The organism is Antarctobacter sp. (assembly GCF_965277915.1).
In the GTDB taxonomy this organism is placed as follows: Bacteria; Pseudomonadota; Alphaproteobacteria; order Rhodobacterales; family Rhodobacteraceae; genus Antarctobacter.
Genome location: NZ_OZ255849.1, coordinates 194,973 through 209,410, shown reverse-complemented (window position 1 = coordinate 209,410; position 14,438 = coordinate 194,973). Strand labels below are relative to the sequence as shown.

The 14,438-nt window shown below is 62.1% G+C and carries 15 protein-coding genes and 2 pseudogenes; 11 read left to right on the top strand and 6 right to left on the bottom strand.

The features are described from left to right. Positions 1-59: 59 nt before the first annotated feature. Together istA and ACQY5B_RS01945 are read left to right on the top strand one after the other, a co-directional pair. Positions 60-878, top strand: a pseudogene (gene istA / locus ACQY5B_RS01950) (IS21 family transposase); the annotation flags it as partial. Between the two features lie 24 nt (positions 879-902). Beyond that, positions 903-1,271, top strand: a pseudogene (locus tag ACQY5B_RS01945) (ATP-binding protein); the annotation flags it as partial. An 86-nt stretch (positions 1,272-1,357) separates the two neighbouring features. Here ACQY5B_RS01945 and ACQY5B_RS01940 read toward each other — a convergent pair. Together ACQY5B_RS01940 and ACQY5B_RS01935 are read right to left on the bottom strand one after the other, a co-directional pair. Continuing rightward, positions 1,358-1,870, bottom strand: a complete 513-nt coding sequence (locus ACQY5B_RS01940; protein ID WP_420326613.1) for an ABC transporter permease — start codon at positions 1,868-1,870, stop codon at positions 1,358-1,360. A gap of 101 nt (positions 1,871-1,971) precedes the next feature. Continuing rightward, positions 1,972-2,145: a hypothetical protein gene (locus ACQY5B_RS01935; protein ID WP_420326614.1), complete on the bottom strand. Its 174-nt coding sequence runs from the start codon at positions 2,143-2,145 to the stop codon at positions 1,972-1,974. On the opposite strand from ACQY5B_RS01935, the gene ACQY5B_RS01930 reads away from it, so the two are divergent. Continuing rightward, positions 2,131-2,616, top strand: coding sequence for a hypothetical protein (locus ACQY5B_RS01930; protein ID WP_420326615.1), 486 nt, complete (start codon positions 2,131-2,133; stop codon positions 2,614-2,616). The genes ACQY5B_RS01935 and ACQY5B_RS01930 overlap by 15 nt on opposite strands. Here the strand turns inward: ACQY5B_RS01930 and ACQY5B_RS01925 are convergent. After that, positions 2,605-2,796: a hypothetical protein gene (locus tag ACQY5B_RS01925; RefSeq protein ID WP_420326616.1), complete on the bottom strand. Its 192-nt coding sequence runs from the start codon at positions 2,794-2,796 to the stop codon at positions 2,605-2,607. The two genes, ACQY5B_RS01930 and ACQY5B_RS01925, sit on opposite strands and share 12 nt — an antisense overlap. A gap of 129 nt (positions 2,797-2,925) precedes the next feature. Between ACQY5B_RS01925 and ACQY5B_RS01920 the strand changes: the two genes are divergently transcribed. Both ACQY5B_RS01920 and ACQY5B_RS01915 read left to right on the top strand, forming a co-directional pair. Continuing rightward, positions 2,926-3,582, top strand: a complete 657-nt coding sequence (locus ACQY5B_RS01920; protein ID WP_420326617.1) for a substrate-binding domain-containing protein — start codon at positions 2,926-2,928, stop codon at positions 3,580-3,582. Further along, on the top strand, positions 3,539-3,721 hold the full coding sequence (locus tag ACQY5B_RS01915; RefSeq protein WP_420326618.1) for a type 1 periplasmic-binding domain-containing protein: 183 nt from the start codon (positions 3,539-3,541) through the stop codon (positions 3,719-3,721). The genes ACQY5B_RS01920 and ACQY5B_RS01915 overlap by 44 nt, the downstream gene beginning before the upstream one ends. 387 nt (positions 3,722-4,108) lie before the next feature. Here ACQY5B_RS01915 and ACQY5B_RS01910 read toward each other — a convergent pair whose 3' ends face one another. From ACQY5B_RS01910 to ACQY5B_RS01900, 3 genes are read right to left on the bottom strand one after another with little or no spacing between them, the layout of a single operon-like run. Continuing rightward, entirely contained in the window at positions 4,109-4,288 is a 180-nt protein-coding gene (locus ACQY5B_RS01910; protein WP_420326619.1) for a hypothetical protein, read from the bottom strand. A 20-nt stretch (positions 4,289-4,308) separates the two neighbouring features. Further along, on the bottom strand, positions 4,309-5,001 hold the full coding sequence (locus ACQY5B_RS01905) for an MOFRL family protein (RefSeq protein WP_420326621.1): 693 nt from the start codon (positions 4,999-5,001) through the stop codon (positions 4,309-4,311). An 11-nt stretch (positions 5,002-5,012) separates the two neighbouring features. Then, the gene (locus ACQY5B_RS01900; RefSeq protein ID WP_420328726.1) at positions 5,013-6,086 is read right to left on the bottom strand and encodes a tartrate dehydrogenase; all 1,074 of its coding nucleotides are present in this window, start codon (positions 6,084-6,086) and stop codon (positions 5,013-5,015) included. Positions 6,087-6,278: 192 nt separating this feature from the next. On the opposite strand from ACQY5B_RS01900, the gene ACQY5B_RS01895 reads away from it, so the two are divergent. The 6 genes from ACQY5B_RS01895 to ACQY5B_RS01870 all read left to right on the top strand — a co-directional run bounded on the left by ACQY5B_RS01895 (position 6,279) and on the right by ACQY5B_RS01870 (position 14,208). Then, positions 6,279-7,193, top strand: coding sequence for a LysR family transcriptional regulator (locus ACQY5B_RS01895; RefSeq protein WP_420326622.1), 915 nt, complete (start codon positions 6,279-6,281; stop codon positions 7,191-7,193). A gap of 122 nt (positions 7,194-7,315) precedes the next feature. Next, positions 7,316-8,095: an SGNH/GDSL hydrolase family protein gene (locus tag ACQY5B_RS01890; protein WP_420326624.1), complete on the top strand. Its 780-nt coding sequence runs from the start codon at positions 7,316-7,318 to the stop codon at positions 8,093-8,095. Positions 8,096-8,562: 467 nt separating this feature from the next. Next, positions 8,563-9,531 (top strand): TAXI family TRAP transporter solute-binding subunit, encoded by a 969-nt coding sequence (locus ACQY5B_RS01885; protein WP_305967817.1) that lies wholly within the window; start codon positions 8,563-8,565, stop codon positions 9,529-9,531. Positions 9,532-9,625: 94 nt separating this feature from the next. Beyond that, positions 9,626-11,830, top strand: coding sequence for a TRAP transporter permease (locus ACQY5B_RS01880; RefSeq protein WP_420326626.1), 2,205 nt, complete (start codon positions 9,626-9,628; stop codon positions 11,828-11,830). A 249-nt stretch (positions 11,831-12,079) separates the two neighbouring features. After that, positions 12,080-12,628: a hypothetical protein gene (locus tag ACQY5B_RS01875; RefSeq protein WP_305967815.1), complete on the top strand. Its 549-nt coding sequence runs from the start codon at positions 12,080-12,082 to the stop codon at positions 12,626-12,628. Between the two features lie 104 nt (positions 12,629-12,732). Continuing rightward, the gene (locus tag ACQY5B_RS01870) at positions 12,733-14,208 is read left to right on the top strand and encodes a glycosyltransferase (protein WP_420326629.1); all 1,476 of its coding nucleotides are present in this window, start codon (positions 12,733-12,735) and stop codon (positions 14,206-14,208) included. Positions 14,209-14,438 lie beyond the last annotated feature (230 nt).

Here is a 14,438-nt window from a genome sequence, read left to right as displayed (position 1 = left end):
GCAGAGCAATACTCGGCCACGGTAGCGGCGCCGTTGTGGTGTCGCGGGTGGCGCCGATCCGGCGGCCGAAGCTGGACCCGTTCACGGATCAGATTGACCAGTGGCCGGTTGGGGACAAAGTCCGGCCACGCAAGCAGCGCCACACCGCAAAGCGGATCTTCGAGCGGTTGCGGGATAAGTGCTGGCTCGGAAGCGGTCCGGCAAGGAGATGTTCGTGCCGCTCAGCCATCCGCCGGGACACGCACAGGCGGTTTTCGGCGAATCTTTGGTCGTGATCTGCGGGGTGGAGCAGAAGGCGCATTTCTTCGCCTTTGACCTGCCGCACAGGGTTGCCTGTCTTATCCGGGCCTATCCTGCGGCCACCACCGAGGCCTGGCTGGATGGGCACGTCCATGCCTTTGCGTTCTTCGGCGCGGTCCCCCGGTCGATCCTCTACGACAATGACCGCTGTCTGGTTGCAAGGGTTCTGCCCGATGGCCCCCGGAAGCGAACACAACGGTTCAGCGCATTGATGTCTCACTACGTGATCGACGACGGCTACGGGCGACCCGGCACGGGCAACGACAAAGGAGCCGTGGAGGGTCTGGTCGGCTACGCGCGGCGCAACTTCATGGTGCCGATTCCGTCCTTTCCGGACCGGGCCGCGTTCAATGCTCATTTGGAAGAGCAATGCCGCAAACGGCAGGGCGATGTCCTGCGCGGCCACACGACCAGCATTGGCGAACGGCTGCAAGCCGATCTGGCGGCGATGCAGGATTTGCCCGCCGCGCCCTTTCGAAGCCTGCGATCTGCAAAGCGGCCAGGTCACCTCCACCTCGGTGGTGCGCTATCGCGGCAACGATTGCTCGGTGCCGATTGCCTATGGCCACCGAGCGGTCTGAATCAAGGACATCGTCACCCGCGTCGCCTTCGTGACCGCCGCGGCTCTCGTGCACGAGATGATGGAAACCCGCGACGAAAAGCGCCTTCTGCAGCTTCAACGCAAGCTGGCCATGATCAGGCTGCAGATCATCGACGAGCTGGGCTTCGTGCCGCTCGGCAAGACCGGCGCCGAGCTCCTGTTCGAACTGATCTCACAGCGCGACGAGCGCGGCTCAACAGTGATCACAAGCAATCTCCCTTTCGAGGAATGGACCGAAACCTTCGGCACCGAGCGCTTGAAAGGCGCGCTGCTGGACCGCCTGACCCATCACGTCAACATCCTGGAAATGAACGGCGAAAACTGCCGTCTCAACCAAAGCCGTGCCCGCCCGGCCGCCACCAATAAGTGATCCTCAACAAATTGGACTGACGGCCAATGCACATTGGAACGTGCTTACCACTTGCGGGCCACACGCTCCAAGGCGCGCACCCCAAACTAGCCGGATTTTTGCTCCGCTGTTGACAACAGGGTCAGCGTCAGACCGGCAACCGCGAAAAGCGTGGCCAGCGTGACGATGAAGGACGGCACCTGCGTGCGGGTCACGATCATGCCGTTGACGAAGCCGAGCAGCGCGCCGACCGCGAGTGACGCGAATATCCCGAGCAGGATGGGCATCTCGTAGTAGCCAGAGATTATTGCAACCGTCATGGCAGAGGCCGGAAGGACCGCGCCGGTGGAAACAGCATGCTCTCCCGCGATCATGAGGAAATCAACCGGGATCGCAACCATGCCGACGGTCGAGGCAAAGTTCACCCAGGTCAACACACCGCCGACCGAAAGGAAATTGCGCTGAAATCCGAATATGGCGAATACGATGAACAACATCGCGAAACCCATGAAGGCCGCCGCTGCAGGGCTGCGCATGAGGACTCCGAAGGAAAAGCTAGAAGAGGTTTCTTCGGCGCTTGGGATTCCACTGAAACCGCCTTTGGAAGTTGTGTCGGTCATTGAGCCCTCTCCAGAAATGTATCGCACGCACGCCACCTTGGGTGGGGCGTTGGAGGGGACCCGGTCGGCGACCGACGAGGTCCCGTTTCGCAGAGGAAGGATCAGCGCGCGCCGAGCTTCACGCCCTCGATGGAGGTCTCGACGTTCGATGCGTCGACGATGGCCGGACCGGTCAGGACGGGCTTGATGGCCCGTTCGGTGCAGAACTTCAGGTTCGATAACAGCATCGACGTCGACAGGAAACCCTGCAGGTAGGGTAGTTGGAGGATCGCCATGGTTTGCGTTCCGGCCTAGATACGGTCGATGGCCGATGCAGAAGCGTCAGCCGCCCGGGCCGCGAGGTTGATAACCGCATCGATGTCCGGATCGACAATCAGTTCGGATTTGATGACCTCGGACGTACCGACCATGTCCTGGTCGAGGGTGGCCGGAACCCGCAGGATCTAGGTTTCGGCCTCCGCTTCGGCGGCACCGTCCTGAACACCCTTGCAGCGGGGTTCCAGGTTGACCGCATAGGGGTTCTGGATGTGGCACATGATCTTGGTCGCGCCGTATTCACCCATTTCCCGCTGGCCCGCGTCGAACGACATGATCGCGATGCCCTGATCCGCCGCGACCTTCAGGGCGGGCGTTTCCTGTTCGGGCAGCCAGTTCGGGATGGCGATGCCATCGACGCCCTGCGCAACCGCTGGTTCGATCAGCGAAACCAGGTCCGGACCAAAGTTGTCGTAGTTCTACGTCTGTAGGAAATTCACTGTACCACAGTTGTCATCGACCATCAGTGCGGCGTCCTCCGCACCCTTTTTGACCGTATTCCAGAAACCGTCCTGCGCAGAGCCAACACTCACTGCGATGTCCTGTGCCATGGCACCTGTGGACAGGCTGGCGGCAACGGCCGTGGCTGCGATGGTTGTGGTGAATTTCATGCCGATTTCCTCCTCTGATATCCCGCCGTCTCGACGATCCAAATTGGCTGCAATTCGGCCCGAAACATCACTTGATGAGACGCATTTCTTGGTTCTTGATGTTAATAACATCAAAACCTGGAGAACGAGATGGCCATGACCTCAGCCAAGGGCCGCTGGAAGGGGCCGACGGTCGAGGAGACCGCGAAGCTGGCCGGGGTCGGCACAGCCTCGGTCGACCGCGTCCTCAACAACCGTCCCGGCGTCAAGGAAAAGACCCGGACGAGAGTGCTTGCCGCCTTCGACAAGCTGAAGCATGAACAGGGCGAGGCCGCGACGTCACTGCGGATCCGGCTACTCTGCGATTCCGGCGAAAGCTCTAACGCGATGGTCGAACTGGCCGTCGACCGGGTCAACCGGAGCGTCACTGGCATCGAGATCGATGGCCACTACGATTCGACCAACGAAATGGACCCGCTCCCGTTTGCCAGCAACATCGAGGACGCTGCCGAAGCCGACGGCGTGATCGTCATCGCGCGCGAGCACCCGGCGATCAATCGCACGATCCGCAAGCTGTTGGGCTCTGGCCAACCGGTTGTGACCCTGACGACGGATCTGCCTTCTTCACGCCGCTCGGCCTACATCGGCAATGACCAATACGCCGCTGGCAGCGTCGCCGCGCAGTTGATCGGCCAGATTCTGCCCGAGAAACGCAACAGCATTCTTCTGACACTCAGCGTTTCGTTCACAACAAGAACGCGAAATGGGGTTTCGACGCGTGCTGCGCTGCGAGTTCCCGCACCTTAAGATCGAGGAACGGGTGACCTCGGACGACAGCACCGGCACGACCCGCGAACAGTTGGTCGCCCATATCGAGGCGCATGGTTGCCCGGCGGCGGTCTACAACCTGGCAGGCGCGAACCTCGGCGTGGCCGAGGCGCTGTAGGCGTTCGGCAAGACCCATGAAACGGTCTTTGTCGGGCACGAATTGCCCCCCTGTTCGCGCGGACTGCTGGAGGCAGGAACGATGGACTACGTGATTTCGCATGACTTCGTCGGCGAGGTCGCAAGCGCCCTAGAATGGATCCGTGCGCATGCAAGCGGCGCCGGTGTTGCGAACCCGGCGCCAACCCAAATCTCCATTCATACACGATACAATTGCGGGCTTTGATGCCGCCGGCCTGACGCAAGAGGCTGGCGGCGACGGGAAACCGTCGGGAAAGGGACTTGAAGAACAGCCCCCAGTCTTGTGGGGGTCTCGGCGTAGAATTCATGCAGCAATTCCCGGGCTGTGAGCGAGAAGCCTTCCCTCCTTGCCCATGTTGTTTTGGGCTCACGTCCGCACGCTGATGGGTTCCGGCACGTCGTCGATGGCTTCGACGACGCAAAAGTCCAGCCATTCCTGCCACCTCCTCCGGCTGTCGCGCCCGACATTGGCGGGCTGCCGAGGCGAGCCCGGCTGGATACGCGTCAACGCGGCACCTGACGGCCCCTCGCCAATGGCTGCCTTCACAGGGCGCTCTGACGGCGCGTTCACGCTTGGACCAAGATCGCCCGGAAGTCACTCACATTTGTCAACGTTGGCCCCGTTGTAACTAGACTGCCGAGTTTCTCGAACACCGTAAAGCTGTCGTGCATCTCGAGCTTGCAACGCACGTCGATGCCGCGGCGGGCCGCATCGCCCTGAAAATCGGGATCGATGATCGCACCGGCAGCGGTCTCTGTCCCATCGATCCCGTCGGTGTCGGCCGCGATCGCGGAGATCAATTTGTGACCGTCCAGCGCGAGCGCGAGAGAGAGCAGGAACTCGGTATTGCGTCCACCCCTGCCGGGAGGCCCGTCGCCAACCGTCACGGTGGTCTCGCCGCCAGAGATCAGCACGAGAACGAGGTCGTCGGGTTCGGCTTCGGCGACCGCGAACATGAGTTCGACCGTTGCGGCGCGCGCGGCGTCGGGAACCGGGTGCGATGCCTCGCGCAGGGTGATCCGGTCCGTGGGCACCGCGTGCCCGTAGCGCATCACGACGACGCCGGACAGGTCCACATCGGGCCAGGCGCGTTCAACCGCCTGCGCCATGGAGGCGGCCGACTTGCCGCCGCCAACCACGATGCATCGACCGCGCGATTTTTCCGGCAGGTGCGCGGCAAGGACACGTGCAGGATCGGCAGCGCCGATTGCTGCCCGCAGCATACGGCCCAGCAGGCCGCGCGCGTCATCGTGCGTCATGCTCCAGAGGCTCAGATATTCTCGCCGCGGATCGCTTCGCACACCGCGTCTGTTACCTCCTGCGTGGTGGCCTTGCCGCCCACGTCAGGGGTCAGGATACCGTCGGCGCAGACCTTTTCCACCGCGCGCATCAGCCGGTTCGCGGCGTCAGCCTCGCCAAGATGGTCGAGCATCTGGCTGGCGGTCCAGAAGGTGGCCACCGGGTTGGCGATGCCCTTGCCGGTGATGTCGAAGGCCGAGCCGTGGATCGGTTCGAACATCGACGGGTAGCGGCGCTCGGGGTCGATATTGCCGGTGGGCGCGACGCCCAGGCTGCCCGCCAGCGCGCCCGCCAGGTCGGACAGGATATCGGCGTGCAGGTTGGTCGCGACGATCGTGTCGAGGCTTTTCGGATCCTTGACCATGCGCACAGTCATGGCGTCGACCAGCATCTTGTCCCAGGTCACGTCAGGGAAGTCCTTTGCCACCTCGGCGGCGATCTCGTCCCACATCACCATGCCGAACCGCTGGGCATTGGATTTCGTGACCACGGTCAACAGCTTGCGCGGGCGCGAGCGGGCCAGCTCGAAGGCATAACGCATGATGCGGGTGACGCCGGTGCGGGTAAAGATGGACACCTCGGTGCCCACTTCCTCGGGCATGCCCTGGTGCGTGCGGCCACCGTTGCCGGAATATTCACCCTCGGAATTCTCACGCACGATGACCCAGTCGAGGTCACCTGGCCCCACACCGGCCAGCGGCGAGGTAATGCCGGGCAGGATCTTGGTCGGGCGCACGTTGGCGTATTGGTCAAAGCCCTGGCAGATCGGCAGGCGCAGCCCCCAAAGCGTCACGTGGTCGGGTACGTCGGGTGCGCCTACGGCCCCGAAAAAGATCGCGTCGAAATCCTTGATCTGGTCGCGCCCGTCCTCTGGCATCAGTGCGCCGGTTTGCTTGTAACGCTCGGATCCCCAGTCAAAGGCCGTCACGTCGAAGGTAAAGCCGCCATCGCGCCGCGCCAGTGCCTCGAGCGCTTGCAAGCCCGCCGCGATGACCTCGGGCCCGATCCCGTCGGCCGGGATTGAGGCGATCCTGTAGGTCTTCACCGCATCTTTGGCCGCTTGCGCACCGCCGGACGGCGTCGTTGCCGTATCCCCGCCTTTCAGGATCGTCATGTTGTCTCCTCCTCGTGAACGCTCGTCCCGTTTGGGCGAGAGCCTACAGGCGCCGGTCCGGGCTTCTCAATTCCACACCGATTATATAAGATTTCGCTATAAACTAGCGAGCAGGAGCCCATCGTGAACGTCACGCAGTTGAAATGTTTCCTTGCCGCGGCAGAGACGCTGCATTTCGGACGCGCTGCACAGTCGCTGGATATTCTGCCCGCGACACTGGGGCGGCACGTCAAGCAACTCGAGGACCATCTGGGCGTGTCCCTGTTCCATCGCACCACGCGGGCGGTGTCACTGACCGAGGCGGGCAACCGCGTTCTGGAAGATGCGCGCGCCCTGGTCACCCAGGCCGAAGCGCTTGAAGAAAAGGCGCGCGCCGTGCGCACCGCCGAGGCGCATGTGCTGCGGGTGGGCGCCATCGACAGCGCGGCCGCCGGGCTGATCCCGCAGATACTGCAGCCCCTGCACGAGTCGCACCCGGATCTCGAAATCCAGATCGTCGAGCAGAAGACCATCCACCTGCTGCCGAAATTGCTCAGCGGCAGTCTCGACATCGCATTCTGCCGTCCCCCCGACGTGCGCGATCCAAGGCTGGTGTTCCGCACGCTGTTTTACGAGACCGCCGTGGTGGCCCTGCCCAAATCTCACCCGCTGGCCGACCGCGCGGCGATAGAGATCGCCGATCTTGCCGAAGAACCGCTGATCGTCCCTGACCGGCGGTCCCGGCCTCATTCGCATGACTTGACCATGTCGCTGTTTCTTGGCGCCGGATTGACGGCGCGCGTGGCCCAGATCGCGGAAGAAAAGCAGACCATCGTCAACCTTGTGGCGGCGGGCACCGGTCTTGCAATCGTGCCACGCTGGACATCGCGGCTACGGGTCGAAGGCGTGCGCTTTATCCCGTTGGCCAAGACGGACGCGACATCGCAGGCGAAACTGATCCTCGCCGCCTCCTGGGCAAGAGGCACGCGCGATCCACTGCGGGACGTGTTCCTGACCGTTCTTGAGGCTGAACTGGAGGCGCTCGAAGCCTCTGCCTGATTAAACCGCGAGAGAATATAATCTATGTCGAATTGAGTTGGGCAAGCTGCCTTGCCCACGCTTCCAGATGCAGGGCGTGCACGTCCAAAGTGCGCCACAAGAAATACCGGAGGAGAAAACCCATGAAATTCAAGACAATCCTTGCCGCCGCCGCATGCTTTGCCGCGCTGCCCGCAATCGCCCAGGACGCGCCCGAGATCGACAGCCTGGACATGGAAGCGCCCAAGCGTCTCCTGTTCGTTGGCAACAGCTATCTGTACTACGGCGACAGCCTGCACAATCACGTCGTCAGACTGGCGCGCGCTGCCTATCCCGATGACAGCTTCACCTACAAGTCGGCGACGATTTCCGGCGCCTATCTCGATCACCACGATATCGACAGCCACCTCGAACCCGGCAAGCTGGGCGTCGACGACCCCTTTGACGTGGTCATCCTCCAGGGTCATTCGACGGCCATGACCACCGACGAAAAGGTCAAACGTTTCAATGACGCCGCCAAGGAGATGCAGGCCGCCATCGCCGCCACCGGCGCAAAAACCGCACTCTACATGACCCCTGCCTACAGCGATGACCACCGCCGATATGATCCCGGGATGTTCGACAAGGTCGACGCAGGGTACACTGCGGCCGGCAACACGCTCGACGCGTTGGTGATCCCTGTCGGTCTCGCTTTCGAAATGGCTTATGAACGACAGCCAGACATCAATTTGCACAAGGATTTCGACGGCAGCCACCCGACCCTTCTCGGCACGTACCTGGCGGCGGCCACGACCTATGCAGCGCTCTACGGCGAATCCGTCGTTGGCAATCCCTACGACTATTTCGGCTCTGTATCGGAAGAGGACGCGGCCTTCCTTCAGCAGGTCGCCGAAGACGCCGTCGCGGCCTATTATTCCCGGTAATCCTGACCAGACCTGAGTTTCAGAGCACTAACCGACCCGGGCGGACTGCCGCCCGGGTCGGATCATGGCGATGGACCCGCGATCCGAGGCGCTTCCCCTGAAGGCTGGGTACGGGCAAGACACTCAATGCCTTTGGCAGGTCGCTACCGAAGCCGTATGCAGGCGCAACCAATCGCAAGCCAGAGGTGCCGGATATCAGCGCCGGACCTGAAACGCCGGCCGTTGCCGCAAGCACTCAACTTGCCTTGCAGCCCCCACACCTGAAAAACCTATGCATTGCCTCCCCGGCGATAGGCGCCGGTTCCGCGCTGGTCGCCTGAAGCGCCCATTGGCTTCGCCACAATTATAACGTGAATGAATATAATCCGTGCCGAATTGAGTCGCGCACGGTCCTTCGCCCACTATCCCATTCGGAGGACGCGCCTCCAGCAGGCGCGCAACAGGGAATACAACGGAGGAGGAAACCCATGAAATTCACGACATTCCTTGCAGCCGCTGCTTGCGTGGTCGCGTTGCCCGCAGTCGCACAGGACAATGCAGATTGGCCAGCCAGCATCACCATCGGCACCGGCAGCCAGGGGGGCACCTATTTCGGCTACGGCAGCGGTTTCGGCGCGATGATCAGCGAAGAACTGGGCGTCAATGCCGGGGTCGAGATCACCGGCGGCCCGGTACAGAACGTCACACTCGTGGAAACCGGCGAGCACCAGCTTGGCTTTGTCACCCTCGGACCCGCCGACGAGGCACGCCGCGGTGAAAGCCCGCTGATGCCCGGGACGCCGCACGAGAACGTGCGGGCCCTGTTCCCGATGTACCAGACACCGCTTCAGGCCGCTGTTCTGGCCTCGTCGGACATCGAGAGCTTTCAGGATCTGCAAGGCAAACGCGTGGGGGTCGGCCCGGCGGGCGGCACATCGGCAACCTACTGGTCCCGTTTCTTCGAGAACGCCGAAGGCTATGAAAACGTGAAGCTGTCCTTTGCGGGTGGGTCCGATACAGCAGGCCAACTGAAGGACGGACTGATTGACGCATTCGTTTATGCTGCGGGTCTGCCGACCGGCGCCTATGCGCAACTTGCAGTCGAGAACGACGTGCGTTTCCTGTCGATGGACGCAGAGACGCTGGCGACGATGAAGGAAATCGTGCCGGCGATGGCGGATTTCACCATCCCGGCTGACACCTACGACGATCAGCCCGACCCGCTGCAGACCGTGTCGCTTTGGAACTTTGCCATTGCGCACAAAGACATGCCGGAAAGTCTCGCCTACGAAATCACCGCGCTGGCGATGGAAAACCACGACCGCATGATGACAAACCACGCTGCCGCACGGGAAACCCTGCCGGAAAACGTTGTCAAGAACACCGTGGTCCCGTTCCACCCGGGCGCTGTCCGCTGGTTCGAGGAAAACGGCTTTGACGTCCCGACGGTCGACTAAGCATCCGCTTTCCACGACGACGGCATGACTTTTCTCAGGCGGCGATCCCCGGTCGCCGCCTGTTCTGTTCCCATTCTCACGAGCGATCCGGACCATGAGCAACGCGCAGCAGCACGGCCCGACCCCGGCCGAAGAGGACGGCAAGTCCGCAATCGAGCAGGAACTGGCCAGGGCCAATGTCGACAACGACCCCGTCGCCGCAAACCAGAGGCTGTTCACCGGCACCCGAAACATGGTGATCGCGCTGATGTGCGTGGCCTACACGGTGTTTCACCTCTTGGTCATGAACGTCTACCCGCTGGAGACATGGGCCTACCGGCTGACCCACGTTGGTGGAGGCCTGCTGCTGGGCTTCCTGCTGTTCGGCTCGAAGGCTTTCGCAGAGGACACCGATGCGACCCATCGCGACAGCCTGCTCTCAAAGGCGCTGCTTGGGCTTGCAGGGGCAGGTATCGTCTACGGGCTGTTCGGGGTCGGGGCGGTCTGGATCAACGGGACCGTGCTTGGCGAGCGCCTGCCGCCGCAATGGGCGATGTCCACCTTCGGCATTCCGCTGACCGCGGGCACCGCGCTGGCCATCGTGCATGGCTGGGTATTTCCTCATCGCGGACGGATGCAGTTCGCGCCGGGTGACGTGCTTCTGGGTCTGGCTGCCGTCGCCTTTACCGCCTACCTGATCTTTTTCGCCCGGCAATTGCAGTTGCGGGCCGGGATGCCCATGGCGCTGCCGGGTGACATGTGGTCGGCTATCACCGGCGTTCTGCTGATCATCGAACTGACGCGCCGCCTGGCAGGTCTTGCGCTGGTCATCATCGCCGGCGTCTTTGTCGCCTACGCTTTCGCCGGGCCTTGGCTGCCGGGCATCTTCGAGCACCGCGGCTATGACGTTAAGCGTTTCTTCTCCTACATCTTCACCGACAATGGCGTTCTTGGCGCCCCGATCGCGATCTCGTCGACCTACATCATCCTGTTCGTCGTCTTCGCGGCCTTTCTGCAGACCACCCGTGTGGGCGAGTATTTCGTCAACCTCGCCTTTGCCGCCGCCGGGCACCGGCGCGGCGGACCAGCCAAGGTGGCGATCTTTGCCTCGGGCCTGATGGGCATGATCAACGGCACTTCGGCGGGCAATGTGGTGGCGACCGGCTCGCTCACCATCCCGATGATGAAGAAGGTGGGCTATCGCAACCAGACCTCTGCCGCGGTTGAGGCCGCCGCCTCGACCGGCGGGCAGATCATGCCGCCGATCATGGGTGCGGGCGCCTTCATCATGGCCGAGATCACCGGCATTTCCTACATGGAGATCGTCTATGCCGCGATCATCCCGGCTGTGATCTACTTCGTCTCGGTCTATTTCATGGTCGATCTGGCCGCGAAGAAGGCGAACATGAAGGGCCTGCCGCGTAATCAACTGCCCAAGCTCGCCAAGCTGGCAAAGCAGATCTACCTGTTCCTGCCCATCGTCGTTCTGATCTACGCGCTGTTTGCGGGCTATTCCGTGATCCGCTGCGGCACGTTGGCGATGATCACCGCCGCCGTCGTTTCCTGGTTGACGCCCCACCGCATGGGACCGCGCCAGCTGTTCCAGGCGCTGGACAACGGTGCGCGGATGGTTCTGCAACTGGTGGCGGTCTGCGCCACGGCGGGCATCATCGTGGGGGTCATCGCGCTGACGGGCATCGGCTCGCGCTTTTCGACGGTGCTGCTGGCGCTGGCCGACCAAAGCCAGATCCTCGCGCTGTTCTTTGCCATGGTCGTATCGATCATCCTCGGCATGGGCATGCCCACGACGGCGGCCTATGCGGTGGCGGCCTCGGTCATCGCGCCGGGCGTCATCAACCTTGGCGTGGCACCGCTGACGGCGCATCTGTTCATCTTCTATTTCGCGGTGATGTCGGCCATCACGCCGCCGGTGGCGCTGGCCGCCTATGCGGGCTCGGCTCTGGCCGGGTCGGACCCGATCCGAACATCCGTGGAAAGCTTCAAGATCGGCCTCGCCGCCTTTGTGGTGCCTTACATGTTCTTCTACTCTCCGGCGATGCTGCTGGACGGCAACTGGTTCGAGATTGCCCACATCGCGGTCACCGCCCTGATCGGCGTCTACCTGCTGTCCTGCGCGGTGCAGGGCTGGTTCTTCGGACATGCGAACCCGGCCGTGCGCGCGGCCTTGGGAGCAGGCGGGCTGACGATGATCGCCGGCGGCTGGATCACCGATGCGATCGGCGTGGGCATCGCGGTTGCGTTGGTCCTGATCCAGAAAAGCCGCGTAACCGCATCAGACTTTGCCCACGGCGCCGACTGAGGCCGCGGCAAGGCGAAACGAAAGGGCCAGCGCCTGCTGCTGACAGATACGGGCTAGAGTGCTGGCCGCGTTCGGATAACATCGTTCGAGAAACATACAGACCCGCGCCACTGCGCAAGCAAATCTCATCGCATGATGGCAGTCCGGGAACGCCCGCACCACTGAAGCCCTGCGGCGAATATTGCCGCCAACCAGCCAAATTTTAACCATATTCGACCGGCATTTTATGGGCAATTGAGGATTTGTCCGATGAAAGTCAGGTACGAACCGGCCTTGCCGGATCTCAGCTATACTATCCAGGCGCCGCTACTGGTTGACCTCGAAGGTGCCGGTCATTTTTGGGCGGAGTCTTGGTCGTTGGAGCATGTCTCTCGGCCACAAGCAACGCCTCGTGCAAGCGGCACGGCCACGCTCACCATCCCGTTCCAGGGCTTCGGTATCACCATGCAGGTCGAATTGGCTTTTGACCCGGAAACAGATTGCTTTCGGTTCTCGGCCATCGGCCAGCGCGAGTTGGAAGTCCTCACGAATTTCTACCGTCAGATCGTAACGGGCCGGGCCATGACGATGGACCGCATGATCCTTTCGATGGATGCGCCGGTCGAAAAGATCTCGATGGAGCAAACGCCGAAGGAGGTAGCGGCCGAGACACGCCGCGCGTTGCCGCGCCCGACACGGATCCTGACCGCCGTCGCGATCTACGCGATGTTCGCGTTCTTCGCTTACAAGCCTGTGGTCCTTCCCATCTATCAAGCGCTGAGTTTCGCGCCGGCCGTGGCAGAGACGCAGAGCGACTGATGCCCGAAACCGACTGGCTTCCCACGGACCCCCATGCCGACATCGCCGAGCGCATGCGGGTTCATCAGGCCCCTGTGACCGGAAGAAAATGGCGGCTTCGCGACATGCTGGCCCTGGCAGGCATGGTGCTGCTCATCCTGTGTGCGATCGTCATGATCCCGGGGTTTCTCTACGACGTGGAACACCACCACGTCACATGGGCATTGGGGCTTCTGGGGATTTGGCGCTACGGCTGGTGGTTCAACCACGCCCAGCGTGCCCGTCGCTACGAAGAGGTCAAGTTCCCGAGCATACGCCGGCAGTGCGACAAGGTCTGGCACGACGGCTGGCGACCGCGCCACCTGCATATCCAGATGACCACCTACTACGAAGAAGAGGCCATCACGCGCCATGTAATGAAGGCGCTTCTGGATCAGATAAGCGAAATCGGCGTTCCCGCGACCATTTGGGTCGGCAGCGGCGCGCGACATGACGAACGCATCATCGAAGAGGTCGTCTGGGAGCATGGCGCCGATCTTGACGCCGAAGTCGCATTCATCCGCCAAAACCAGCCCGGCAAGCGAATGGCCATCGGTCTGGTGATGCGCGCCATCATTCGCACGGCTCCTGACGATGACGACCTGATCCTGTTCATGGATGGCGATGCCATTCTGGGGCCTGGCGTCCTGGCCCGGTGCTGCGCCATGTTCGGCGCGGACGACAAGCTTGAGGCCCTGACCACCGACGAAGAGGCCATCACCTACGGACCGGCCTGGCTGTGCCGCTGGTTGAACATGCGTTTCGCGCAACGTCGCCTGGCCATGCAAAGCCATGCCATGAGCGACAAGGTCCTGACCCTGACCGGCCGGATGAGCATGTTCCGGGCGCGGCAGATCTGCAACCTGCGCTTTGTCCGGACCATCGAGGCGGATTTTCTCGACCATTGGCTGTGGGGGCGTTTCCGCTTTCTCTCGGGCGATGACAAGAGCACCTGGTATTACCTGCTCGGACGTGGGGCAAAGATGCTCTATGTGCCGGACGTCTGCGTCTATACCGTCGAAGTCATCAAGGGCAGCGGCCGCGACCGGATGGTTCAGAACCTGCGCCGCTGGTCGGGCAACATGCTGCGCAACGGCGCACGCGCGCTGCAGTTGGGACCGAAGAAAGTCGGTTGGTTCATCTGGTGGTGCGTTCTGGATCAGCGTCTTGCGATCTGGACCATGCTGGTCAGCCCCACCCTGATCCTGCTCTCGCTGATCTTTGACCCGGGGTATGTCTGGATCGCGCTGTCCTGGGTGCTGGTGTCCCGCCTGGTGCTCAGCCTGTTCCTCTTCCGCTACGCCAAGCGGCCTGACATGACCTGGCCTTTCCTGCTGTACGTCAACCAGCTTTTGAACGCCTCGGTAAAGTCGTTCATGATCTTCTTTCCGCACAAGCAGCGCTGGGCCAACCGGGGTGGCCAGAGGGCGCAGCACGAAGTCAGCCTTGCCTACCGGGCCAAGTCGGCCATCGCGATGTTCCAGTTCGTCACGATTGTCCTTGTCTTCGTTCAGGCGGTGTCCTGGGTCATGGGCTCGGGCGCAGTGTTTCAGCCTTTCTGACTGTTCGGGCCAAACCCGTGGCCTGATGCGACGCCAGATGGCTGCGCCTGCCTTTCCAATTCCGCAACGAGCCAGCCGCCCCGCCGGATAGGGCAAAAACTGGCACGCCAAGCAAAAAACCACATAAAATCTGCACCTTATCGAATTCAAGCAAATCTTAACATATTCTTAATGGCGTCCAATTTCGGACATAAACGACGTTAATTTTCACATGCAAAGGAACATAGATC

What these genes read in the sequence shown, in the direction of transcription:
- ACQY5B_RS01940 (WP_420326613.1), bottom strand. Translation starts at nt 1,870, where the DNA reads ATGACCGACACAACTTCCAAAGGCGGTTTCAGTGGAATCCCAAGCGCC.
- ACQY5B_RS01920 (WP_420326617.1), top strand. Translation starts at nt 2,926, where the DNA reads ATGGCCATGACCTCAGCCAAGGGCCGCTGGAAGGGGCCGACGGTCGAG.
- ACQY5B_RS01885 (WP_305967817.1), top strand. Translation starts at nt 8,563, where the DNA reads ATGAAATTCACGACATTCCTTGCAGCCGCTGCTTGCGTGGTCGCGTTG.
- ACQY5B_RS01875 (WP_305967815.1), top strand. Translation starts at nt 12,080, where the DNA reads ATGAAAGTCAGGTACGAACCGGCCTTGCCGGATCTCAGCTATACTATC.
- ACQY5B_RS01925 (WP_420326616.1), bottom strand. Translation starts at nt 2,796, where the DNA reads ATGAAATTCACCACAACCATCGCAGCCACGGCCGTTGCCGCCAGCCTG.
- ACQY5B_RS01935 (WP_420326614.1), bottom strand. Translation starts at nt 2,145, where the DNA reads ATGGCGATCCTCCAACTACCCTACCTGCAGGGTTTCCTGTCGACGTCG.
- ACQY5B_RS01905 (WP_420326621.1), bottom strand. Translation starts at nt 5,001, where the DNA reads ATGACGCACGATGACGCGCGCGGCCTGCTGGGCCGTATGCTGCGGGCA.
- ACQY5B_RS01890 (WP_420326624.1), top strand. Translation starts at nt 7,316, where the DNA reads ATGAAATTCAAGACAATCCTTGCCGCCGCCGCATGCTTTGCCGCGCTG.
- ACQY5B_RS01870 (WP_420326629.1), top strand. Translation starts at nt 12,733, where the DNA reads ATGCTGGCCCTGGCAGGCATGGTGCTGCTCATCCTGTGTGCGATCGTC.
- ACQY5B_RS01880 (WP_420326626.1), top strand. Translation starts at nt 9,626, where the DNA reads ATGAGCAACGCGCAGCAGCACGGCCCGACCCCGGCCGAAGAGGACGGC.
- ACQY5B_RS01915 (WP_420326618.1), top strand. Translation starts at nt 3,539, where the DNA reads ATGGGGTTTCGACGCGTGCTGCGCTGCGAGTTCCCGCACCTTAAGATC.